This is a genomic window from Pseudochrobactrum sp. XF203 (assembly GCF_020341615.1).
Taxonomy (GTDB): domain Bacteria; phylum Pseudomonadota; class Alphaproteobacteria; order Rhizobiales; family Rhizobiaceae; genus Pseudochrobactrum; species Pseudochrobactrum saccharolyticum.
Genome location: NZ_CP084392.1, coordinates 2,316,643 through 2,338,228, shown reverse-complemented (window position 1 = coordinate 2,338,228; position 21,586 = coordinate 2,316,643). Strand labels below are relative to the sequence as shown.

Below are 21,586 nucleotides of genomic sequence, written 5' to 3'. Positions count from 1 at the left end.
TGAACTAAATCTCTGAAATAGTGATGTGCCATGTTGCAGTCTGAACTGACTTACACGCAGGAAACCTGCGCCCACGATGCGGAAATCGAAGAAATCAATGCGCTTGCTTTTGGTCCGGGCAGATTTGTCCGCGCAGCTGCGCGTATCCGCGAGGGCGGAGCGCATGACCGCGATTTGTCTTTTGTGGCTCTTCATGGCGGAAGGCTGATCGGCTCAATCAGAATGACACCGATAGCTATCGGTACAACACCTGCGTTGCTGCTGGGGCCGCTGGTCGTGCGGGATGGCTGGAAAAGCCGCGGCATTGGCCGGATACTGATGAACCAGTCGATGGAAGCCTCAGCAAAAGCAGGGCACAGGCTGAGTCTGCTTGTCGGCGATGCGCCTTATTATAATGCTTTTGGCTTTGTGAAAGTGGATGCCAATAAGGTGATTATGCCGGCACCGGTTAATCCGGAGCGGCTGCTTGCCTGTATTCTGCCGGGAGCTGAAGGGCTGTCAGGCCCTGCGCTCAATGAGCTTGCGGGACAGGTTAAGCATATCAACCAGCTTTGATGTAAAAAGCGGTTTCAGTGATCTGAAACCGCTTCATTTCCTTATTTGCCGCGTATCTTTTCCGATCGAAGCAGGACGAGAAATCAGTCCAGTGAACTGATTTCCCTGCGTAGGCGCTTCACACTTTTCGGGATACGCTTTCTAACGCCCTTCACGATACCATGTGCCGCCGAGAATAAGCAGCAGTGCCGCTAAAGCCAGCAGGCTGGTGAAAAGCGGAATGCGGTGCATCGCTACCAGACTTGTGTCCTGAGTAGGCCGCAGACCCAGAAGAGTGGCAGGGCTTTGTTTTTGCGACGGGTTCATCAGCGAAACATCCGGCACGGAGATTGCAGCCTGTTCAGTCGTTTCTTTCAGACGCAGAACATTGCCGCCGCTGGCCTGCGCCACAGGCAGCAATTTTTGTGTTGTGGAAATACTGTCGCGCAGTTCCGGCGTGTCCACATTGCCGACATGGGCAAGCACGGAATAATCGCCGTTCTCAATCTTATACAGTCCCTGTTCATCGGCCGGTAATTGCGCTGTGAACTGTCCGGCAACGGATTGCGTCAGCGGCACTTCAATGATTTTGCCGGATGGCGTGGTAACTTTGGCCGGAGGGGCCTTGTCGCTCATGGTCTGGCGGGTAATCTCCAGACGATCGGCAGTGCCTTTGGCTGTCAGCGCTTCTTCTTCCAGCTCCGGCTCCTGCATCAGCCAGTGTGCCATGCGGCGATAGAGCGATGCGTAAGGCCCGCCGCCTTCAAAATCACGCGCCCAGAGCCAGCCCTGATCGGACAGCAACATGCCGACACGGCCTTTGCCCTGATGGCCGAGCACCATCAGCGGCTTGTTGTCAGGCCCCTGCATGACAGTTTCGCCTTGCGGTGTGGCAATATCAATCGAGCGGAACCAGCGTCCCCATTGCGGCGGTTCCTGTTCACTGCCTTCCAGCCCGCGTGTGACAGGATGGCGTTTTCCGGCTTCCGTCAGACGCGGATAAAAGCCTTTTTCCGTGACATCACCGGTTGGCAATGCAGGCAAAACGCTGAGCAGCGGCGTACGTGCAATCGACATACTGTCTGCATATTCAGGGCCTGCGGCGATCAGCAGGGCGCCGCCATTTTGCACATATTGAGCGATATAATCATAATAGAGCAGCGGCAGCACATTGCGGTGCTGATAGCGGTCGAAAATAATCAGATCGAAATCTTCCACCTTATCGACGAATAATTCGCGCGTCGGAAAGACAATCAGCGATAATTCATTGATCGGCGTGTCATCCTGCTTTTCCGGCGGACGCAGAATGGTGAAATGCACGAGATCGACAGAGGTGTCGGATTTTAGCAGGTTACGCCATGTGCGTTCGCCATTATTCGGTTCACCGGATACCAGCAGCACACGAAGATTTTCGCGGATGGCATCAATCAGTGCAACGGCCTGATTATTGGCGGTGGTGACTTCACCACTCAACGGTTCTGTGGCGATTTCCACAATATTGCGACCGGCATGAGGCAGGGTGATCTCGGTTTTGACATCCTGACCTATGGATGCCGGAACTGTGGCGACCAGTTCGCCATTGATACGGATGGTGACGCTGGACTGTGATGCATCCACCGGAATTTTTCCGGCATCTTCCACCCGGAAAACCAGCTCCTGCGGCTTGCCGCTGAGGCCGAAGCGCGGCACGCGGATGAAGCGGATACTGCGGTCGAATTCATCGCCGGTGCCGGTAATCAGCGCATGAAGCGGGGCTTTGAAATTCAGCTCGTCTGCTTTGGCAGGCACATCATGCACCTGACCATCGGTAATCATAACCGCACCGCCGATGCGTGACGGCGGCACGTCGCGCAGGCCTTCATTCAGGGCTGTGAACAATCGGGTATTGTCGCGGTTTTCAGTACCGGAACCGGCTTCGATAATCCGCGTTTCAATATCGGATTGTGCGCCGAGCTTTTGCTTCAAAGCTTCAAGCGCAGCATCCGTATCCTGTGTACGACTGCCCTGAGACTGGCTGGCGCTGCGGTCAACCACAATGCCAACAATGGTTTTGAGCTGCTCGCGCTGCTCGCGCGTAATCTCCGGATTAAATAAGGCCAGTGCAAGCGCTGCAAAACCGCCCAAACGCAGCCAGCTGCCGCGTTTGCGCAGGAACAAGCCCGCCAGAGTAATGAGAGCCAGTGGAGCCAGACAAAGTCCGAGCCAGAGCGGTGAGAGCAGGGGTGAGAAATGCAGGGAAAACAGGCTCATTATCAGTTCCCCAGCCGTTCGAGCAAAGCAGGCACATGCACCTGATCTGCTTTGTAATTACCGGTCAGCACATACATAACCATATTCACACCGCCACGCAGTGCATAGATGCGCTGCATCGGATCATTCGGCACGGTCGGATATAGCGGTTGCCAGTTTTCATCCATTGCCCATGCACCGGCCAGATCATTGGCGGTGATGAGGATCGGGCTGACGCCGTCGCCGTTGCGAACAGGCCTGTCGGCAGGCTGGTCAGCGGCATCCGGATTATCGACAGGGGCTTCCGCCCAAAGCGGGCTGCCGCGATAGCGTCCGGGAAAATCCGGCATCAGGAAAAAGGTTTTGCTCAGCACATGATTATCAGCAACGGGTGCAAGAGGCGGAACATTCATTGCATCCAGCATATCACGCAGCCGCTGCGTGGCAGGGCTGGTGCCATTCAACCCGCCGGTATCACCGGAGAGCTGGTCGCGGGTGTCGAAAATCACCGTGCCGCCCTGCTGCATATAGGCATCAATGCGCTGCAGCGCTTTTTCACTCGGAAAAGGTGCTTTTTCATCAACCGGCCAATAGATCATCGGATAGAAAGCGAGTTCATCTTTTTCGGGATTAATACCGACCGGCGCACCGGGTTCCAGTGAGGTTTTATCTGCAACAAACTGGTTGAGACCGCTAAGCCCGATACGGCTTACATCATCCGTCGCTTTGTCGCCGGTAATCACATAAGCGAGATGGGTGACATCCAGCACGTCAATTTTTGCCTGATCGTCGGGCTTGCTATCGTCTCTGGCCTGCGCTTCCTGTGCCAGAACCGGCTGCACTATGAAGGGCATAGCTGTCAGACTTGCGGATAAAGCGAACAGGATAAGCAGGGATTTCACGGCGCCGGACGCATTGCCGGTGAAATTACGCGATCTGTTCCGCGAGAAGGTGCCGCCGATCCACAGCATCAGCAAACCATCGAGTGCGAGCAATATTGCGGCCAGCGCAAAGAGCGAGCCTTGCAGATTAACGGTCTGTGCCTTGGTGGCCGGCACCATTGCAAGATTGGTCGTCATTTCCGGTTTGGTAAGCGGGTTCAGAACTGTGTCACTCTTCATCAGGTTCAGTGCTTTATAAGCCTGTTCTGTGCCGTAAAGTCCGGGCGGATTAAGCAGGGATGCTTCCGGTGCCTTGCCTTTTTCAATCACCAGCGGCTGCGCAGCTGCGGGCTGGCCTGTCAGATTACCTGCGGCATCCAGCAGGCGATAGGCAGGTAGTGTCACTGTTTGCTCACCGGCTGCATTGGCAGCCTGTGCGCCGGATGTTTCGGTAAGCCTGCGCAGAAGATCAACAAATCCGCCTGAGAGCGGCAGGTTAGACCAGCCGATATCCGGTGCGATATGAAACAGAACCAAGCGCCCCGCGCCACGGTTTTCACCGGTAATCAGCGGTGTACCATCGGCAAGATTGAGCCAGCTTTTTTGCATCAGATCCGGTGACGGCTCTGCAAGAACCTGTCGCAACACTGTGACATCATCAGGCAGCTGAATATTGCGGAACGGGCTGTTTTCCGGTGCAGGTGCAACGGGCTGCGGCGTAGACCATGACAAAGTGCCGCCAAGATTACGCTGACCGCTGCGCAATTGTACCGGCAGCAGCGGATCGCGTTTGGTGTCGGTATCGCTTTGTGCTGCCGCCAGACGCGGTCCGGCAAAACGCAGCAATGTGCCGCCGTTTTCAACCCATTGCATCAGTTTCGCCGCTGTGCTTTCCGGCAGTCTGCCGATATCCGACAAAACAATGACGGAGGGTTTCTGCTCCAGCAGACGATCAACAGACTGGCTGAGATCGCGATCATTGGCGTTAATAAGGTCAGCAAAAGGTGCCAGCGCCGAGGAAATATAATGCAATGGCGATAACAGCGAATGTGCTTTGTCAGCATTACTTGCATCCAGCAGGCCGACACGGCGGCGGCGGTTATTCTCATCCAGCAGCCACGTGGCTGCGGCATGGCGCATCTGATCTGCCCGCACCATGGCAATATCATTGCGCAACTCAACCGGAATGGTCATTTGCGCCACGGTCTTGGTTTCTTTGTCGGCAAAATCCGCCTGTGTTTGCGCCAGCACACGCCCCTGATTATCATAGGCGCTGAGCTGAACTTTGGCTGCCTGCACATCACTGGACGGGCGCAACAGATCAATCACCAATGCATTCTGCTGATTGGCTACACCCTGAACAGCAAAAAGCTGCTGACTGTCCGGCATAATCAGCTGAATATTTGTGGCTTTCAGCTTGTCGAGAGCCGTAAAGGCTTGCTGATCCTGCGCAGTCTCCAGTCCGTCATTCAGATAAAAAATGCGGCTGTCAGCTGTATTGTTCAGAGCAGTGCCAAGACGTTCAGCGGCAGCCAGACGTTCAACCGGAACAGCGCGCGGCTCCAGTGCCTGTAGACGTTCCAGCGCCTGCGCGGCAGTGAAAGGGCCGCTTGCTGTGTTTTGCGGATCGGCGGTGGCAATCAGAAAGACCGGAGCATCATTTTTCTCAGCATTGGAGATCAGCCATTGTGCCTGATTTTCATAGGCTGCCCATTGCGGGGCAGAAGCCCAGCCATTGTCGATCATGATGACAACCGGCTGCGCACCGGTGAAAGTGATCGGCTGCGGTTTCCACACCGGCCCTGCAACGGCGAAGATCACCAGAGCGGCCAGAACCAGACGCAGCAGCGTCAGCCACCACGGGCTTTTACTGGCCTCCTGATCATGACGGGCAATCTTGGCGAGGATGGCAAGTGGCGGAAACGGTTCCTGTGCCGGTTTGGGCGGCGTTGCACGCAACAGCCACCAGATTACGGGCAGAGTGAGAAGACCGGCCAGCAGCCACGGAGCAGTAAAAATCAGCGGCATTTACGCAGCGCCTCCGCCGGTGGAAGAATGATGTCCGAGAAAGCCATGGAGTGTGGTCAGAGCCTGTGCTGCCGGTTTATCTGTTGCGCTGGTGATAAAACTCCAGCCAAAACGGGTGCAGGTTTCACGCAGAAATTCGCGCTGTGCCTGATAAAGCCTGCGATAATCTTCCGCATAATTCTGCGCACGACCGGCGACAAGAATTTGACCGGACGCAGGGTCTTTGAATTCTGTGCGGCCGGAAAACGGAAAATCTGCCTCCGCAGGATCGGCAACGGCGATGAGATGCGCACGGATACCGCGTCTGGCAATCTGGTCAAGCTTCGCGCTGAGTATATCGGCAGGCTGCAGAAAATCACTGATCAGCACCAGTTCATTAAAACGCTGCAAAGGCTGAAGATCAGGTTGTGCTGCTAAAGTACCGGTTTGCAATAAGGCTGTTGCCAGACGCTCTGCACCATTGCGGGCGAGCAATGGCGGCAGCACATCAGGATAGGCAATACGCTCACCGGAGCGGCTGAACAGTTCTGCTAGAGCCAGCGTCAGCACCAATGCGCGATGCTGTTTGGAAACTGGACTGAAACGGGATTGATAGAGCATAGACGGCGACGGGTCGCACCACAGCCAGATTGTATGCGCCGTTTCCCATTCACGGTCACGCATATAGGTATGGTCGTCGCGGGCAGAGCGCCGCCAGTCAATGCGCGAGAGCATATCGCCCTGCGCATAAGGGCGGAACTGCCAGAAATTATCGCCGGTGCCGCGTTTGCGTCTGCCATGCCAGCCATTGATAACAGAGCCGGCAATATGGCGTGCCTGCGTAATCAGATCAGGCATCAGTGCTGCCTGCCTGCGCGATGGCGCCAGCAGGTCAACGGCCTGTTCAGAACGGGTTATGGCACCGGTTGCTGTCATCAGTTGAGCGCCTGTGTCAGTTTGGCAATCACATCACGCACGCCCACACCATCAGCGCGCGCGGCAAAATTCAGAGCCATGCGGTGCTGGAGAACCGGTTCTGCCAAGGCTTTCACATCATCAACAGAAGGAGCAAGGCGTCCTTCATAGAGTGCGCGCGCGCGGGTACAGAGCATCAGCGCCTGTCCGGCACGCGGGCCGGGACCCCAGCTGATATGGTTTTTCGCATGGTCATTATCAGCATCAGGACGGGCTGAGCGAACCAATTTCAGAATGGCTTCCAGCACGGTTTCCGGCACCGGCATCTGGCGGATCAGCTGCTGGATTTCCTGCAGGCGTGTGGCTTCAATCACTTTGGCCGGCCGTGCCTGCATTGTGCCGGTGGTGTTGAGCAGCACCGCACGTTCCGCATCAATATCCGGATAATCCAGATCAATCTGCATCAGAAAACGGTCGAGCTGCGCTTCCGGCAGCGGATAAGTGCCTTCCTGTTCAAGCGGGTTCTGGGTCGCCAGCACATGGAACGGGCTTGGCAGATCATGGCGCTGACCGGCAACGCTGACATGATATTCCTGCATCGCCTGCAACAAAGCAGACTGCGTGCGCGGCGATGCACGGTTGATCTCATCGGCCATCAGCAGCTGTGCGAAAACCGGCCCTTTAATATAACGGAAAGAACGGCGTCCGTCGCTGTCCTGATCCATGACTTCAGAGCCGATAATATCGGACGGCATCAGATCAGGCGTAAACTGGATACGTTTTTCATCAAGGCCGAGGACAGTGCCCAGCGTTTCTACCAGACGGGTTTTGGCAAGCCCCGGCACACCGACGAGCAGGGCATGGCCACCGGCCAGCAATGCGACCAGCGTATTTTCAACCGCTTGCTCCTGACCGTAAATAACCTGTCCGATTTGCTGACGGATCAGATTAATGTCACTGGCAGCCTGATCGGCAGCCCGTATCACGGCATCAGGATCAATTTTCGACGCAGCGGTAAAATTCATGATGTCCTCTTTATTCCAGATCAGATGCTTTATCTGGTTTACTTGAATCATCGGGCAAGACTATGTCATGCTGACGGGAGCGTAAATGGCACAGTTCGCATTAACCGGAATGCACCGGACTGTCAGGCACAGGTCTTAACAGGAAACTGAAATGAACAGCGGTAATATGTCGAAAAATAAAGAAACTGCTGATGTTGATGCCGGTTCTGTCACCAGTTCTGCCACGAACTCTGCAAGCGGGCTTGATGCGTTGATGCGCCGTGCCGCCAGCCAGTTGCCTGAGGGAAAAGAAGGCAAAGGTCTGCCACCGGTGGAACGCTGGGAGCCGGATTTTTGCGGCGAGCTGGATATGGAAATCAAAGCCGACGGCACATGGTTCTATATGGGCACGCCGATCGGTCGCCCTGCATTGGTGCGCCTGTTCTCAACCGTGTTGCGCAAGGATGCCGACGGTAAAACCTATCTGGTAACACCGGTGGAAAAAATCGCCATCCGTGTGGAAGATGCGCATTTCAATGCCGTGGAGATGCATGTTTCCGGCGAGGGGGAGACGCAGGTTCTCACTTTCCGCACCAATGTCGGCGATGTGGTTGAGGCGGGAGAGCAGCATCCGCTGCGTTTTGTGACCGATAGTGAAACCGGCGGTTTCAAACCTTATATATTGGTGAGAGGGCGGCTGGAGGCGCTGGTCAGCCGCGCAGTTATGTATGATCTGGCAGCACTCGGAGAAGAACTGATGATCGACGGAAAGCTGATGTTTGCCCTGCGCTCCAATGGCCGGATATTTCCGGTGATGCCGGTTGAACAATTACAGTGATACAATGAAAAACTCGATGGCTGATACAGGTTTTACCGCACAGGATCTGATGCGGAGAGTTGAACAAAAACAAAGCTTTATGACGGTTGCTGATGAATTTGATTCAGGCGGCTTGCCTTTGTCCGGCGATCATGCACTCAATCCTCAATGGACTGCCTCTCATGTGATGGCGGGAGCTGATCCGCGTCTGAAAATTAAACTCAAACCGGCGGCGGTTCTGATCCCCGTGGTGGATCACGGTGACCATGCCAGCGTGCTGCTGACCACGCGCAATGCGCAGATGCGCAGCCATTCCGGTCAGGTGGCTTTTCCCGGCGGTAAGATTGATGCTGAGGATCTCAGCCCTGAACATGCGGCTCTGCGTGAAGCCCATGAGGAAATCGGACTGGATGCACGGCAGACGCAGACACTCGGCCGTCTGCCGCAATATATGACCGGCAGCGGTTATACGATTACGCCGGTGCTGGCGGTGATACGGACGCCGTTTAAACTTCATGCCAATCCTGATGAGGTGGCGGATATTTTTGAAGTGCCGCTGCATTTTCTGATGGACCCGCAACAACATCAGCGCGAGAGCCGGATGTTTGCGGGGCATGAGCGGTTTTTCTATGCCATCCATTATCAGAATCGGAATATCTGGGGCGCAACAGCGGGGATTATCCGTAGCCTCTATGAAAGGCTCTATGCGTGAGTGAAAAGACAACAACTGTGCTGAATATTGCAGATCGTGCGGAGTGGCTTGCCGTGCCGTCTTTGCAGCAATTGCTGGCAGCACTGGCTGAAGATGGTGAAGAGGCGCGGGTGGTTGGCGGTGCCGTGCGCAATACCCTTCTGGGCGAACCGGTGGGCGATATTGATATTGCCTCCACAACCCTGCCGGAAGAGACCAAAGCGCGCGCCGAAAAATGTGGTTTTAAAGTCGTGCCGACCGGCATTGACCATGGCACAGTGACTGTTGTTGCCCATGGTGTGCCCTATGAGGTGACAACTTTGCGCGCCGATGCGGAAACACATGGACGACAGGCCACAGTCGCTTTTGGCCGTGACTGGCAGGTTGATGCCGAGCGTCGGGACTTTACCGTCAATGCGCTTTATGTGCGTGCCAATGGCGATGTCGTGGATCATGTCGGCGGGCTTGCAGATATTGAAAAGCGCGAGTTGCGTTTTATCGGCGATGCCGAGACACGGATTACGGAAGATTATCTGCGTATTCTGCGCTTCTTCCGTTTCTTCGCCTGGTATGGCTCGGGACGGCCGGATGCGGCAGGGCTGAAAGCCTGTGCCAAGCTGAAAAGCCATTTGCAAACCTTGTCCGCTGAGCGGGTGTGGTCAGAGCTGAAGAAGCTGCTTTCTGCTCCTGATCCGTCACGCGCATTGCTATGGATGCGTCAGTCCGGTGTGCTGACCCAGATTTTGCCGGAGAGCGAGAAATGGGGCATTGATGCTATTCATGCGTTGGTGCGCAGTGAACGCGATCTGGGCTGGAAGCCGGATGCTCTGCTGCGCTTGCAGGCGATTGTGCCGCCGGATGCAGCGCGCATGGCCGAGCTTGGCAAGAGGCTGCGCCTGTCCAATGCCGATAAAGCCCGTCTGGAAAGCTGGGCGCTGGCTGATCTGCCTAAGCCGGAACTGTCGGAGACAGGTCTGATTAAGCTGATCTATAGCGGCTCACGGCAGGCTTTGGTTGACCGGATTAAGCTGGCGCTGGTGTCAGCGCGTGCAGAGGCTGAAAATGATAATCAGGCGATGATACGCGCAGGTCAGTATAGTCGTTTGTTGGATGTGGCAGTGCAGGCTGAAATACCGGTATTTCCGGTCAGCGGAGCTGATCTTATGAAACTGGGTTTTGAAAAAGGCCCAGAACTTGGCAAGCAACTCAAAACACTGGAGGCGGAATGGCTGGCTTCCGGATTTGAGCTTAGTAAAGAAAATTTGTTAGCAACATTATCCTGACATATCGGGGCGGAAATTCCGCCCCGTTTTTGTTTTTAGCTGCCGGTTCAGATGATTAATGCGATTTCTGCAGGTCATGATTCATCTGAGGTGATTTAAATATTTCAGAATTCCGGAGTTGCGTATCATGGATAAAAAATTGCGATCAGCGGCATTATTGGCTTTTGCGCTGACAAGCGGCACGAGTTTTCAGGCTCAGGCCGGAGAGAAGGGGATTGTAACGGAATGTGCTGTGGTTATGGATGCCGCAACGCAGAAAATCCTTTCCCGTAAAGGTGTTTGTGACAAACGCTTTACACCGGCATCGACGTTTAAAGTGCCGCTTGCCGTGATTGGTTATGACAAAAATATCCTCCGCTCGGAGCATGATCCGGTCTGGCAGTGGAAGCCTGAAATGGAAGCGCCGGAACGTGACCGGATTGCAGTTGATCCGGCGCGGTGGCTGGAACAGTCGGTTGTCTGGTATTCACGTGAGATCACAAAACAGTTGGGACAGAAGCAGTTTTCCGAAGCTGTCGCAGCCCTTGATTACGGGAATAAGGATGTTTCGGGCAGAGCCGGAAAACAAGACGGACTGACAGGTTCATGGATCGGCTCTTCACTGGAGATTTCACCGGACGAGCAGGTACAATTTCTGAATAAGCTTGTGCATGAGACTTTGCCGGTCTCCAAGCAGGCACAACAGAAAGCCAAAGCTGCCATGACGGTTTTTACATCGGAAAAAGGCTGGAAAGTTACCGGCAAAACCGGTGCTGCGCGGTTGCGTGATGCAAATGGCAAATTTGCAGGGGAGCAGCGCTTAGGCTGGTTTGTCGGTTGGGCGGAAAAGGATGGCCGTCAATTGGTTTTTGCCAAGATGCAGGTCTTTGACAAGGCATTAAAGACCAGCCCTGGACTACTGATCCGCGGGCAGTTCCTGAAAAATTTTGATCAATAAAGAACGGCGCTCTCATAAAAAAACGGGGGCTGATGCCCCCGTTCTGATTTTATATTAAGGCCATTTCACCACTGGCGGCATGGAAGACAGGATCGAGGCGATATTACCGCCGGTCTTGAGACCGAAGATCGTGCCACGGTCATGCAGCAGGTTGAATTCTACATAGCGACCGCGACGGATCAGCTGTTCCTCGCGGTCAGCATCTGTCCATGGCTGGTTGAAGTTCTGGCGCACAATATGCGGATAGACCACGGCAAAGCAGCGGCCGACATCGCGGGTAAATGCAAAGTCTGCATCCCAGCCGCCCTGTTCATCGCCTGAATGCAGCCAGTCATAGAAGATGCCGCCGATGCCGCGCGGTTCCTGACGATGCGGCAGATAGAAATATTCATCACACCATTGTTTCATACGGTCGTAATCGGCAATGCCTGCATGTTTGTTACAAACGAAATTCAGCGCCTTATGAAAAGCCTGACTGTCGGTGTCTTCCTGCGTGCGGCGACGGTCAAGCACAGGGGTCAGATCGGCGCCACCGCCGAACCACTGGCGTGTCGTCACAACCATACGCGTATTCATATGCACTGCCGGTACATTCGGGTTTTGCGGATGGGCAATCAGCGAGAGACCGCTCGCCCAATAGCGCGGATCTTCATCGGCACCCGGAATCTGGGCGCGGAACTCCGGCGAAAACTCGCCATAAACAGTGGAAACATGCACGCCGACTTTTTCAAAAACGCGGCCATGCATCATCGACATAACACCGCCGCCGCCACGGCCTTCGTCTTTTGCCCAAGGGGTGCGGACAAAGCGGCCGGCTTCACGGTCGCTGAGCGGGCCTGTCAGTTCGTCTTCAAGGGTTTCAAACAGGGAGCAGATACGGTCACGTAATTCTTCGAACCAGTTTTGTGCCAGTTGTTTTTTGTCTTCAAGATTATCTGGAAGATGAGCTGGAAGATCCGGACGTTGCATGCTTGGTTCCTTATTATGTTTTGGGAGCTTTGGGCGAAGCCGCAGCGCCAGCATATCAGCAGCTGTCAACAGGTTATATAGTCTTCATAAACCGGATTATGTTTATGAAAGCTTTCTGCTTTTCGGAAAATGACAGATTTCGTTCATACTTTACAGCGATAACAGGCGAGGAAATGACTCGTTTCGGATGAGATTCTGCTGTAAATTGCACTATAGAGTTGTAAGATCCTGTGCAGCTTCTGCTTGTAGTGTGTGTAAACATATTTGAGTGTTGAGCGTGATGCTTATTCTGCTTTGTCTTTTTGCCCCATACGGGCGCTGTAAAGGAGATCGCTTATGACATCCATTCCGCCGAAACCGCCATTGGAAGGTTTGCGCAGGCAGATGCGCAAAGCAGCATCCGGCGTGAAGCCGAATATCAGCGACGGCTATATCCGCGAAACATTTTCACTGCCACGCAGCATAGCGCGAGTTAAGGCGCGGGAATGGTTTGAAACCTATCCGAAAGCCGCTTACTGGACAGAAATTGAAAGCTGGTATGTGCGCCCGAATGATGTGATCGAATTCACCATCCGCCGTCTGCCAAGTTCCGACTAAACAGGTTAGCGCTGTTTGCTCATATTCTGATTCAAGTGGATCAGAATATGATTCTGCTATTCTTTTTAATTGACTGATATTTAAAGATTTATTCTAAGTTTTACCTTGTCGAATAGCTTCTAGCCTTTAACCTGTCGAATAGCTTCTCCGGCGGCCATTGCCACCGAAAGCGCGAGGTTGAGTGAGCGCGCACCTTCGACCATCGGGATGATGATCCGCTCTTCACAGGTCTCATGCACATAGTCCGGCACACCGGCAGATTCACGGCCAAACAGCAAAATGTCATCCGGCCGGTAGCTGAAATCCGTATAGGGTTGTGCCGCCTTGGTGGAGAGCAGCACCAGCCTGCGATTTTCAGACAAGCGCCAGTTGTTGAAATGCTCCCAGTCGAGATGGCGGGTCAGCGCTGCCTGTTCCAGATAATCCATGCCCGCACGTTTCAGCCCGCGATCGGAGAGGTCAAAACCGGCTGGTTCAATCACATGCACAGCCAGTCCGAGACAGGCTGCCATGCGCAGGATGGTTCCGGTATTGCCGGGAATGTCAGGCTGGAAGAGGGCGATATGTATTGTCATCAGGCTGTTGCTTCTGTTTCGGGTGACATCAGATAAGCGGCCTATAGCATATAATTTCAAACAATAAGAATTGTGTGCAATCTGTCACAGTTTAATGTGTTCTCGGTAAAGTGAAGAGAAAAGAACCAGCAGTGACTAGCCGGTAAAATAACATAGTGCTATACGGATCATCCATTTTATCAGATTGGCCATGCCAGATTGACCAAGAAGGAGGCTGTGATGAATATTAAGATTTCCTTGAATCTTTGCCCAGTTGCAGCCGCACCTGTATCCGGCGTGATTAACCCCGCTCCGGTAGCTTTCATGGCGGGTACCGCACCAATCGAAGCTGTGGTATCTTCTCCCGAATTGTTTTTGCGGGCGTTGCGCTGAACGGGACTGTTAAAATGAGCGTATATATCGGATTGCTGTAGCAAACCACCTGATAGCCTGAAACCGATGATGAGTTGTGCCGTCGGATCCGCAGGTCAAATACGATTCTTCCATCTATCTTCCGGTTAAGTGTACTCACGCATTTAATCCTCAAACCGCATCTGAGTGTTTCGGGTTCTGTGCCCGTTGATTTTCCGATGCTTTAAAAATGCTGAAATTCTGCCTCATATTCAGTTGCTGAAGTGAATGGCAGAACCCAAATGAATCAAAACTGCCCCCTGCCGTATTCGTTTTACGAAAATGATGCGGGGGAATTGGTTTTCGCACGGGATAGCCCGTATTTGAGGTCGAAAATGTTTCGTTGGTTCGAAAAGAAGCTGAACGCCTATCCGGATGTTCCGCTTGAACAACCGCCGAAGGGCTTGTTCAAATTCTGTATGTATTACAGCCGCGGCGCGTGGGGCTGGATTATTGTGATGGCCTTTCTGACAGCGCTGATCGCAATCTTTGAAGTGTCGCTGTTTGCTTTTCTCGGCAATGTCGTGGACTGGCTGAGTGAGCATAATCGTGAAACCTTCCTGCAGCAGGAGGGCTGGAAACTGGCGCTGATCGGCGGCGTTGTTCTGGTGATTTTGCCATTGATTGTTTTGCTGCAATCTCTGGTTCTGCACCAGACACTGATCGGGAATTTCCCGATGCGGATACGCTGGCTGATGCACCGTTATCTGATCCGTCAGTCGATGACATTCTTTCAGGATGAATTTGCCGGACGTATCTCCACCAAGCTGATGCAGACAGCACTGGCTGTGCGTGAAACGGTGATCAAACTTGCGGATGTGATGGTCTATGTAGCGGTCTATTTTACCGGTACAATTTTCATCGCAGCCACGGCTGACTGGCGCCTGATGATCCCGTTCATTGTCTGGCTGCTGGCCTATGTCGGTCTGCTTCGCTATTTCATTCCGCGCCTGCGGGTGATCTCCGAAGCACAGGCCGATGCCCGCTCCGAGATGACCGGCCGTATCGTTGACAGCTATACCAATATTGCCACGGTCAAACTGTTCTCGCACACACAGCGCGAGGAAGGGTATGTCCGTGACAGTCTTGAGCAGTTTCAGGGTACAGTAAACCGCCAGATGCGTATGGTGACGCAGTTCTTCGGTTCACTCTATTTCATGAACTCTTTGCTGCTGTTCTCAGTCGGTGCATTGGGTATCATGCTGTGGATGGACAATGTTGCTTCTGTAGGTGCGGTGGCCATCGGTATTGCCCTGTGTTTGCGTCTGAACGGTATGTCCCAGTGGATCATGTGGGAAATGTCGGCACTGTTCGAAAATATCGGCACAGTGGAAGACGGTATGCGTTCGATCGCGCAGCCGCGCAAAGTGATTGACCATGAAGGTGCAAAGCCGCTGCATGTGCGTTCCGGTGAGATCACCTTTGATCGCATCGGTTTCCACTATGGCAAGGGCAAAGGCATCATCAATGATCTGTCGCTGAATATCCGTCCGGGTGAGAAGGTTGGTCTTGTCGGCCGTTCCGGTGCGGGTAAGTCCACACTGGTCAATCTGCTGCTGCGTTTCTACGATCTGGAACAGGGTAAAATCCTGATCGACGGTCAGGACATTTGCAAAGTCACACAGGACAGCCTGCGCGCCAATATTGGTATGGTGACGCAGGATACCTCGCTGCTGCATCGTTCCGTCAGGGATAATGTCGGCTATGGCCGTCCTGATGCAACGGATGAAATGATGCTGGAAGCGGTTGCACAGGCGCAGGCCGATCAGTTCCTGCCGCATCTGACTGACCCGAAAGGCCGTCAGGGCTTTGACGCGCATGTCGGTGAACGTGGTGTGAAAATGTCCGGTGGTCAGCGCCAGCGTGTGGCCATTGCCCGTGTGATCTTGAAGGATGCGCCGATCCTCATTCTGGATGAAGCGACATCTGCGCTCGATTCCGAAGTGGAGGCGGCAATTCAGGACAGCCTGTACAGGCTGATGGAAGGCAAGACTGTGATTGCCATTGCCCATCGTCTGTCGACCATTGCCGCGCTTGATCGTCTGATCGTCATGGATCAGGGACGCATTATCGAAGACGGCACCCATGAAGAGCTGATTGCGCAGGGCGGCATTTATGCTTCGCTTTGGGCACGTCAGTCCGGCGGGTTCCTTGGTTTTGATGATGAGGAAGAAAAACAGGTACTGCCTGAGCCTGCTGAATAATCACTGTTCAAGTAGAGAAAAACACCCGCCGCCGCTCTGCCAGAGCGGCGGCGGTTCAGTTTTCAGGCTTTAAATATGATGCCCGGCGTTAATCGCGGACGGAAAGTTTTTTATTTTATATATTAAAAACATCAGCAATTTGCTTGCCGATTCTGTTTGCATGCGCCTTCCTGCCTGTAATTATTGCGGGATGCTGCGGAAAGGCCTTCCCGATGAATATGATTTACCGTCTGTTTGAAAATTGGATTGATCCGTTGCAGGATTTCGACGGTAAACGCCCGCCGCAAACCACAATGCGGTTTCTCTGGCATTATATTTATCAGGCGCGCTGGCCTTTGCTGCTGGCTCTGATCGTTGGTGGTATTCTGCCGCTTCTGGAAGCCGGCCTGTTCTATTTTACCGGACGCATTGTTGATATTCTTGACCAGAGTGCAATGGAGCGTAGCTGGCACGGTCTTTATATCAGCGCCGGTTATGAATTGCTGGCCATGGGGTTTATCGTGCTGGTGGTGCGGGTGCTGATGACCGCGCTCAGCTCCTTGCTGGATGACCAGACAATCACGCCCGGATTTTACAATCTGATCCGCTGGCAGGCCAATTCCTATGTGTTGCGTCAGTCCTATGCGTTTTTCCAGAATGATTTTTCAGGCCGTATCGCTACCAAAGTCTGGCAGGCAGGGCAGGCGGCCGGTGATCTGATTACCAGTTTCATTCAGGTTGTCTGGTTTATGATTATTTACAGCATCACAACATTGCTGCTGTTCGGTCAGCTCGACTGGCGGCTTGCGGTACTGGTGGTGGTGTGGATGGTGTTATTCGCGTGGATCGCACGCCTCTATCTGCCGACCATGCGTAAACAGGCCGAGGCCAGTGCTGAGGCCGGCTCGCTGATCAATGGCCGTATCGTCGACAGCTATACCAATATTCAGACCATCAAGCTGAATACGCCGGATATGGATCAGGCCTATCTGCGGTCAGGCTTTGCCAGCTATATCAAGACCATGCTGCCTTTCATGCGCACGCTGACAGGAATGCGCGTTTCTATGACTGCGCTTTCCAGCCTGATGATTGTGCTGGTTGCGGCATTCTCGATTGATCTGTGGACCAAAGGTCAGGCGACAGTGGGTGAGGTGGCTTTCACACTTGGTCTGGTTCTGCGTCTGAATATGCTGCTTGGTCGTTTGATGATGCAGATGAACGGTATGCTGCGTTCCTATGGTGTGATTGAAAACTCCATGCGGCTGATCTCTGCACCGCTCGGCATGGAAGATAAACGCGATGCCAAACCGCTGCAGGTGACCTCTGGTGCCATTGATATTGAGCATGTGACTTTCCGTTATGGCTCCGAGAATGAAAACAAGGTGAAGGCCGGTGTGCTGAGTGATATCAGTCTTGCCATTCGCGGCGGTGAGCGTGTCGGGCTGATCGGTCATTCCGGTGCCGGTAAAACCACGCTGATTAATCTGATGCTGCGGCTCTATGATGTCGATACCGGCTCTGTGCGCATTGACGGGCAGGATGTGCGCGATGTGACACAAAGCTCATTGCGTGCGGCTTTTGCGGTGGTCAGTCAGGAGACGGCACTGTTGCACCGCTCTTTGCGGGACAATATTATGCTGGCGAAAGCCGATGCATCTGAGGAGGAGCTGCGCTTTGCCGCCAGTCAGGCCGAGGCTGAGGAATTTATCGGCGCGTTGGAGGATTACAAAGGTCGTAAAGCCTATGATGCTTTTGTCGGCGAGCGCGGCGTTAAATTGTCTGGCGGACAGCGGCAGAGAATCAGTATTGCCCGTGCCGTTTTGAAAAATGCGCCGATTCTTATTCTTGATGAGGCCACATCAGCTCTCGATTCAGAGGTCGAGGCAGCCATTCAGGAAAATCTGACGCGGCTGATGGCGGGTAAAACCGTGATCGCTATTGCGCATCGCCTGTCGACAATTGCACAGCTGGATCGTCTGGTTGTGCTGGATCATGGCCGGATCGCCGAAAGCGGCACACATGGCGAACTGATTGCTTCGGGTGGTATTTATGCCGGTTTATGGGCGCGTCAATCCGGTGGCTTTCTTGGTGAGGCCGATGAGGAAATCTGAATGGCGGGGAGAATTCTCCCCGTGTGAACTTTGCGCGTGATCGGTCAAAACAGAGTTCTTATGCCGATTGATGACGGAAATGCAGTGTTTTATGACGTTTTTGTAACTCTTTATGCGGTTGTTGTATCTGCGGCCTGCCGTCTCATATTTTATATTACATATCAGTAAACCGGATTTCCTGACCGGTTCGGATAGGACCCCGCTTTATTTTAAAAACTGTTCTCAGGTAATTTTATACAGGCACGGAATGGCCGTTTGCCTGTTCTGCCCCGTGTGATTTTGCACGAAATGGTCACAGGTGCTTTGCCATTGATACGGGTGAGGAAAGCCGTTTTTTGACCATAGTGCGGCCTTCACTTTGCCGGTTTCCATGCCTGCGACATGGTGCCGTAAGTGCCTCAGATGACTGGACAAGCTTTTTTATCATGCCTAAACCTTGAACAAGGTGGGGGAGTTATGTCCGGTTTGTATCTGTTTTCAGGTCTTACAGCTCTCAGCACAAAACGTCACATAATTACGGACGAATGTGCTCGCGGACAACAGAGGACAGTTCAACATGCAAGTCAAAAAGGAAGTGGTACGTGAGCGCACACGACACAGCTGAGCCGACACGGCGTGATTTTCTGTACATAGCGACGGGAATGGCCGGCGTAGTCGGTGCTGCCGGCTTGGCATGGCCATTTATCGACCAGATGCGGCCGGATGCTTCAACCCTTGCGGCGGCATCCATTGAAGTGGACGTTTCGTCCCTCGCGGAAGGCGGATCGCTGACAGTAAAATGGCGCGGTAAGCCGGTATTTATCCGTAACCGTACGGCTAAAGAAATCGAAGATGCCAAAAACACGCCGATGTCTGCATTGAAGGACCCTCTGGCGCGTAATGCCAATCTGGCAGCAGACGCACCGGCTTCGGATCTGGAACGCACTGCCGGTGAAGGCAAAGAAAACTGGATCGTCATGATCGGCGTTTGCACCCATCTGGGTTGCGTGCCGCTTGGTGAAGCCGGTGAATTCGGCGGATGGTTCTGCCCGTGCCACGGTTCGACTTATGATACGGCTGGCCGTATCCGCAGCGGTCCGGCACCGGAAAACATGCACATTCCGGAATTTGCATTCATTTCCGATACCGTCATTAAAGTCGGTTGAGTGGTCTGAGGAGAAATTTTATGAGCGGCGGACACTCTTCATATACGCCAAAGACCGGTATCGAAAAATGGGTTGACGCAAGGCTGCCTCTGCCGCGCCTCGTCTATGACTCGTTTATTGCTTATCCGGTTCCGCGTAACCTGAACTATATGTATACATTCGGCGGCATTCTGGCCTTCATGCTGATTGCTCAGCTGTTGACCGGTATTGTGCTGGCTATGCATTACGCAGCATCCACCCAGCTGGCTTTCGGCTCGGTTGAAAAGATCATGCGTGATGTCAATTCCGGCTGGTTGCTGCGTTATATGCACTCTAATGGTGCATCCTTCTTCTTTATTGCGGTTTACCTGCATATCGCCCGCGGTATGTATTACGGTTCCTATAAGGCTCCGCGCGAACTGCTGTGGATCCTCGGCGTGGTCATTTTCCTGCTGATGATGGCAACCGCATTCATGGGCTATGTGCTGCCATGGGGACAGATGTCCTTCTGGGGTGCGACCGTTATCACCGGCTTCTTTACGGCGTTTCCGATTATCGGTGAACCGATCCAGCAACTGCTGCTTGGCGGTTTTGCCGTGGATAATCCGACACTGAACCGCTTCTTCTCGCTGCACTATCTTCTGCCGTTCATGATTGCCGGTGTTGTTGTGCTGCACGTATGGGCACTGCATGTGACCGGCCAGACCAACCCGACCGGTATTGAAGTGAAAACGAAGACAGATACACTGCCGTTCACACCTTATGCGACGATTAAAGACGCATTCGGCGCGGTCGTGTTCTTCATCTTCTTCGCCTATTTCGTCTTCTATATGCCGAACTATCTTGGCCATCCGGATAACTATATTGAAGCAAATGCGATGGTAACCCCTGCGCATATCGTCCCTGAATGGTACTTCCTGCCGTTCTATGCGATGCTGCGTGCGATTACCTTCAATATCGGCCCGATCGACTCCAAGCTCGGCGGCGTTCTGGTGATGTTTGGTTCGATTGCTATCCTGTTTGTGCTGCCATGGCTTGATACATCGAAGGTACGTTCGGCGGTTTATCGTCCATGGTTCAAGATGTTCTTCTGGGTATTTGTCGCCAATGCGATTTTCCTCGGCTGGCTCGGTTCCCGTCCTGCTGAGGGTGTCTATACCCTGATGGCACAGATCGGCACGCTGTATTATTTCGCATTCTTTATCATCATTCTGCCGGTACTCGGTTTGGTTGAAAAGCCGAAGCGTATACCAAACTCCATCACTGAAGCGGTTCTCGGTTCGGATGATGAAGTTGCAAAAGCAGATGCTAAAGCCTGATTGCAGCACCAGATAGGAAGAGTACAGTTATGAAAATGTTCTTTACCGGTCTTGCTGCTTTCGGTTTGGCCACAGCGCTCACACTGGGCGCTGTACAGGCTGAGACTGCGGGCAGTGAAGCAGAACCGGCACATTACCCGATCAAGCATCCGACACAGGAAAGCTGGTCATTCGCAGGGCCTTTCGGCACTTATGACAAGGCACAGTTGCAGCGCGGCCTGAAAATCTACAAGGAAGTCTGCTCCGCTTGTCATTCGATGAAACTGGTACCGTTCCGCACGCTGAGCGATCTTGGTTATAATGATGACCAGATCAAAGCTTTTGCTGCGGAATATGAAGTGCAGGACGGCCCGAATGCTGACGGTGAAATGTTCACCCGTGCAGCTCGTCCGGGCGATTATTTCCCGTCACCTTTCGCGAATGCGGAAGCCGCGGCCGCTGCCAATAATAATGCAGTCCCGCCGGATTTCTCGCTGATCGCCAAGGCGCGTGGTGTTGAACGTGGTTTCCCGACATTTGTGTTTGATATTTTCACACAATATGCGGAAGCGGGTCCTGATTATATTCATGCCCTGCTGACCAGCTATGATGAAACACCGCCTGCAGGTATGCAGATTCCGGAAGGTACGCATTATAACCCTGCCTTTATCGCCGGTAAGTCGCTTGCTATGGCCAAGCCACTCAGCGATGGTCAGGTGACCTATGATGATGGTTCGCCGGAAACAGTTGAACAATATTCGCGCGATATTTCTGCCTTCCTGATGTGGGCTGCTGAGCCGCATATGGAAGATCGTAAGAAAACCGGTTTCCGCGTTATCGTGTTCCTGCTGTTGCTGGGTGCAATTGTTTACGCAACGAAACGTCGTGTTTTTGCGGGTATTAAGCACTAATTGGCTTCACACTGATCGTGTGATCCTATAAATAAGAAAAAGGGCGCTTAGGGCGTCCTTTTTTATGTGAAGTTTGATCTGTTTTATCTGCTTACTGTGCGTAGCCGGTAAACAGAGCGCTATAACGCCG

At 53.3% G+C, this 21,586-nt stretch carries 18 protein-coding genes; 12 read left to right on the top strand and 6 right to left on the bottom strand.

Translation table 11 applies throughout. From position 1 onward, the window contains the following. Positions 1-30 precede the first annotated feature (30 nt). On the top strand, positions 31-555 hold the full coding sequence (locus LDL70_RS10670) for a GNAT family N-acetyltransferase (protein WP_225685021.1): 525 nt from the start codon (positions 31-33) through the stop codon (positions 553-555). Between the two features lie 141 nt (positions 556-696). Here the strand turns inward: LDL70_RS10670 and LDL70_RS10665 are convergent, their stop codons facing one another. The 4 genes from LDL70_RS10665 to LDL70_RS10650 are packed head-to-tail and all read right to left on the bottom strand — an operon-like array spanning position 697 to position 7,591. Further along, complete coding sequence (locus LDL70_RS10665; RefSeq protein ID WP_225685020.1) at positions 697-2,784, bottom strand: glutamine amidotransferase; 2,088 nt, start codon at positions 2,782-2,784, stop codon at positions 697-699. A gap of 2 nt (positions 2,785-2,786) precedes the next feature. Then, positions 2,787-5,672, bottom strand: a complete 2,886-nt coding sequence (locus LDL70_RS10660; RefSeq protein WP_225685019.1) for a DUF4159 domain-containing protein — start codon at positions 5,670-5,672, stop codon at positions 2,787-2,789. Beyond that, positions 5,673-6,587 (bottom strand): DUF58 domain-containing protein, encoded by a 915-nt coding sequence (locus tag LDL70_RS10655; RefSeq protein ID WP_225685018.1) that lies wholly within the window; start codon positions 6,585-6,587, stop codon positions 5,673-5,675. Next, a complete protein-coding gene (locus LDL70_RS10650; protein WP_075656366.1) occupies positions 6,587-7,591 on the bottom strand; it encodes a MoxR family ATPase in 1,005 nt (334 codons plus the stop codon). The genes LDL70_RS10655 and LDL70_RS10650 overlap by 1 nt, the downstream gene beginning before the upstream one ends. Positions 7,592-7,844: 253 nt before the next feature. Between LDL70_RS10650 and LDL70_RS10645 the strand changes: the two genes are divergently transcribed. The 4 genes from LDL70_RS10645 (at position 7,845) to blaOXA (ending at position 11,298) form a co-directional block, all read left to right on the top strand. Then, entirely contained in the window at positions 7,845-8,408 is a 564-nt protein-coding gene (locus tag LDL70_RS10645; protein WP_225688502.1) for a DUF1285 domain-containing protein, read from the top strand. A gap of 79 nt (positions 8,409-8,487) precedes the next feature. After that, the gene (locus LDL70_RS10640; protein WP_370637828.1) at positions 8,488-9,099 is read left to right on the top strand and encodes a CoA pyrophosphatase; all 612 of its coding nucleotides are present in this window, start codon (positions 8,488-8,490) and stop codon (positions 9,097-9,099) included. A 20-nt stretch (positions 9,100-9,119) separates the two neighbouring features. Further along, positions 9,120-10,361 (top strand): CCA tRNA nucleotidyltransferase, encoded by a 1,242-nt coding sequence (locus LDL70_RS10635; protein WP_225688499.1) that lies wholly within the window; start codon positions 9,120-9,122, stop codon positions 10,359-10,361. Positions 10,362-10,488: 127 nt separating this feature from the next. Further along, positions 10,489-11,298, top strand: a complete 810-nt coding sequence (gene blaOXA / locus LDL70_RS10630) for a class D beta-lactamase (RefSeq protein ID WP_225685016.1) — start codon at positions 10,489-10,491, stop codon at positions 11,296-11,298. 54 nt (positions 11,299-11,352) lie between these two features. Here the strand turns inward: blaOXA and hemF are convergent, their stop codons facing one another. Beyond that, a complete protein-coding gene (gene hemF / locus LDL70_RS10625; protein ID WP_075656014.1) occupies positions 11,353-12,267 on the bottom strand; it encodes an oxygen-dependent coproporphyrinogen oxidase in 915 nt (304 codons plus the stop codon). A gap of 336 nt (positions 12,268-12,603) precedes the next feature. Between hemF and LDL70_RS10620 the strand changes: the two genes are divergently transcribed. Next, positions 12,604-12,864 (top strand): hypothetical protein, encoded by a 261-nt coding sequence (locus LDL70_RS10620; RefSeq protein ID WP_022710117.1) that lies wholly within the window; start codon positions 12,604-12,606, stop codon positions 12,862-12,864. A 119-nt stretch (positions 12,865-12,983) separates the two neighbouring features. Here the strand turns inward: LDL70_RS10620 and LDL70_RS10615 are convergent, their stop codons facing one another. Next, a complete protein-coding gene (locus tag LDL70_RS10615) occupies positions 12,984-13,439 on the bottom strand; it encodes a TrmH family RNA methyltransferase (RefSeq protein ID WP_022710118.1) in 456 nt (151 codons plus the stop codon). A 219-nt stretch (positions 13,440-13,658) separates the two neighbouring features. On the opposite strand from LDL70_RS10615, the gene LDL70_RS10610 reads away from it, so the two are divergent. The 6 genes from LDL70_RS10610 (at position 13,659) to LDL70_RS10585 (ending at position 21,456) form a co-directional block, all read left to right on the top strand. Next, complete coding sequence (locus LDL70_RS10610) at positions 13,659-13,811, top strand: hypothetical protein (protein ID WP_175576092.1); 153 nt, start codon at positions 13,659-13,661, stop codon at positions 13,809-13,811. Between the two features lie 353 nt (positions 13,812-14,164). Beyond that, positions 14,165-16,033 (top strand): ABC transporter ATP-binding protein, encoded by a 1,869-nt coding sequence (locus LDL70_RS10605; protein WP_225685015.1) that lies wholly within the window; start codon positions 14,165-14,167, stop codon positions 16,031-16,033. Between the two features lie 212 nt (positions 16,034-16,245). Next, complete coding sequence (locus LDL70_RS10600; protein ID WP_225685014.1) at positions 16,246-18,123, top strand: ABC transporter ATP-binding protein; 1,878 nt, start codon at positions 16,246-16,248, stop codon at positions 18,121-18,123. 581 nt (positions 18,124-18,704) lie between these two features. Continuing rightward, on the top strand, positions 18,705-19,268 hold the full coding sequence (gene petA / locus LDL70_RS10595) for a ubiquinol-cytochrome c reductase iron-sulfur subunit (protein ID WP_028233437.1): 564 nt from the start codon (positions 18,705-18,707) through the stop codon (positions 19,266-19,268). A 20-nt stretch (positions 19,269-19,288) separates the two neighbouring features. Continuing rightward, positions 19,289-20,566 carry a cytochrome b N-terminal domain-containing protein gene (locus LDL70_RS10590; RefSeq protein WP_022710124.1) on the top strand — a complete coding sequence of 426 codons (1,278 nt, stop codon included), beginning with the start codon at positions 19,289-19,291 and terminating at the stop codon, positions 20,564-20,566. Positions 20,567-20,595: 29 nt separating this feature from the next. Beyond that, positions 20,596-21,456 carry a cytochrome c1 gene (locus tag LDL70_RS10585; protein ID WP_022710125.1) on the top strand — a complete coding sequence of 287 codons (861 nt, stop codon included), beginning with the start codon at positions 20,596-20,598 and terminating at the stop codon, positions 21,454-21,456. Positions 21,457-21,586 lie beyond the last annotated feature (130 nt).

Excerpts from the sequence above, each read along its gene's own strand:
- LDL70_RS10670 (WP_225685021.1), top strand. The coding sequence starts at position 31 with ATGTTGCAGTCTGAACTGACTTACACGCAGGAAACCTGCGCCCACGAT.
- LDL70_RS10665 (WP_225685020.1), bottom strand. The coding sequence starts at position 2,784 with ATGAGCCTGTTTTCCCTGCATTTCTCACCCCTGCTCTCACCGCTCTGG.
- LDL70_RS10660 (WP_225685019.1), bottom strand. The coding sequence starts at position 5,672 with ATGCCGCTGATTTTTACTGCTCCGTGGCTGCTGGCCGGTCTTCTCACT.
- LDL70_RS10655 (WP_225685018.1), bottom strand. The coding sequence starts at position 6,587 with ATGACAGCAACCGGTGCCATAACCCGTTCTGAACAGGCCGTTGACCTG.
- LDL70_RS10650 (WP_075656366.1), bottom strand. The coding sequence starts at position 7,591 with ATGAATTTTACCGCTGCGTCGAAAATTGATCCTGATGCCGTGATACGG.
- LDL70_RS10645 (WP_225688502.1), top strand. The coding sequence starts at position 7,845 with ATGCGCCGTGCCGCCAGCCAGTTGCCTGAGGGAAAAGAAGGCAAAGGT.
- LDL70_RS10640 (WP_370637828.1), top strand. The coding sequence starts at position 8,488 with ATGACGGTTGCTGATGAATTTGATTCAGGCGGCTTGCCTTTGTCCGGC.
- blaOXA (WP_225685016.1), top strand. The coding sequence starts at position 10,489 with ATGGATAAAAAATTGCGATCAGCGGCATTATTGGCTTTTGCGCTGACA.
- hemF (WP_075656014.1), bottom strand. The coding sequence starts at position 12,267 with ATGCAACGTCCGGATCTTCCAGCTCATCTTCCAGATAATCTTGAAGAC.
- LDL70_RS10620 (WP_022710117.1), top strand. The coding sequence starts at position 12,604 with ATGACATCCATTCCGCCGAAACCGCCATTGGAAGGTTTGCGCAGGCAG.
- LDL70_RS10615 (WP_022710118.1), bottom strand. The coding sequence starts at position 13,439 with ATGACAATACATATCGCCCTCTTCCAGCCTGACATTCCCGGCAATACC.
- LDL70_RS10610 (WP_175576092.1), top strand. The coding sequence starts at position 13,659 with ATGAATATTAAGATTTCCTTGAATCTTTGCCCAGTTGCAGCCGCACCT.
- LDL70_RS10605 (WP_225685015.1), top strand. The coding sequence starts at position 14,165 with ATGTTTCGTTGGTTCGAAAAGAAGCTGAACGCCTATCCGGATGTTCCG.
- LDL70_RS10600 (WP_225685014.1), top strand. The coding sequence starts at position 16,246 with ATGAATATGATTTACCGTCTGTTTGAAAATTGGATTGATCCGTTGCAG.
- LDL70_RS10590 (WP_022710124.1), top strand. The coding sequence starts at position 19,289 with ATGAGCGGCGGACACTCTTCATATACGCCAAAGACCGGTATCGAAAAA.
- LDL70_RS10585 (WP_022710125.1), top strand. The coding sequence starts at position 20,596 with ATGAAAATGTTCTTTACCGGTCTTGCTGCTTTCGGTTTGGCCACAGCG.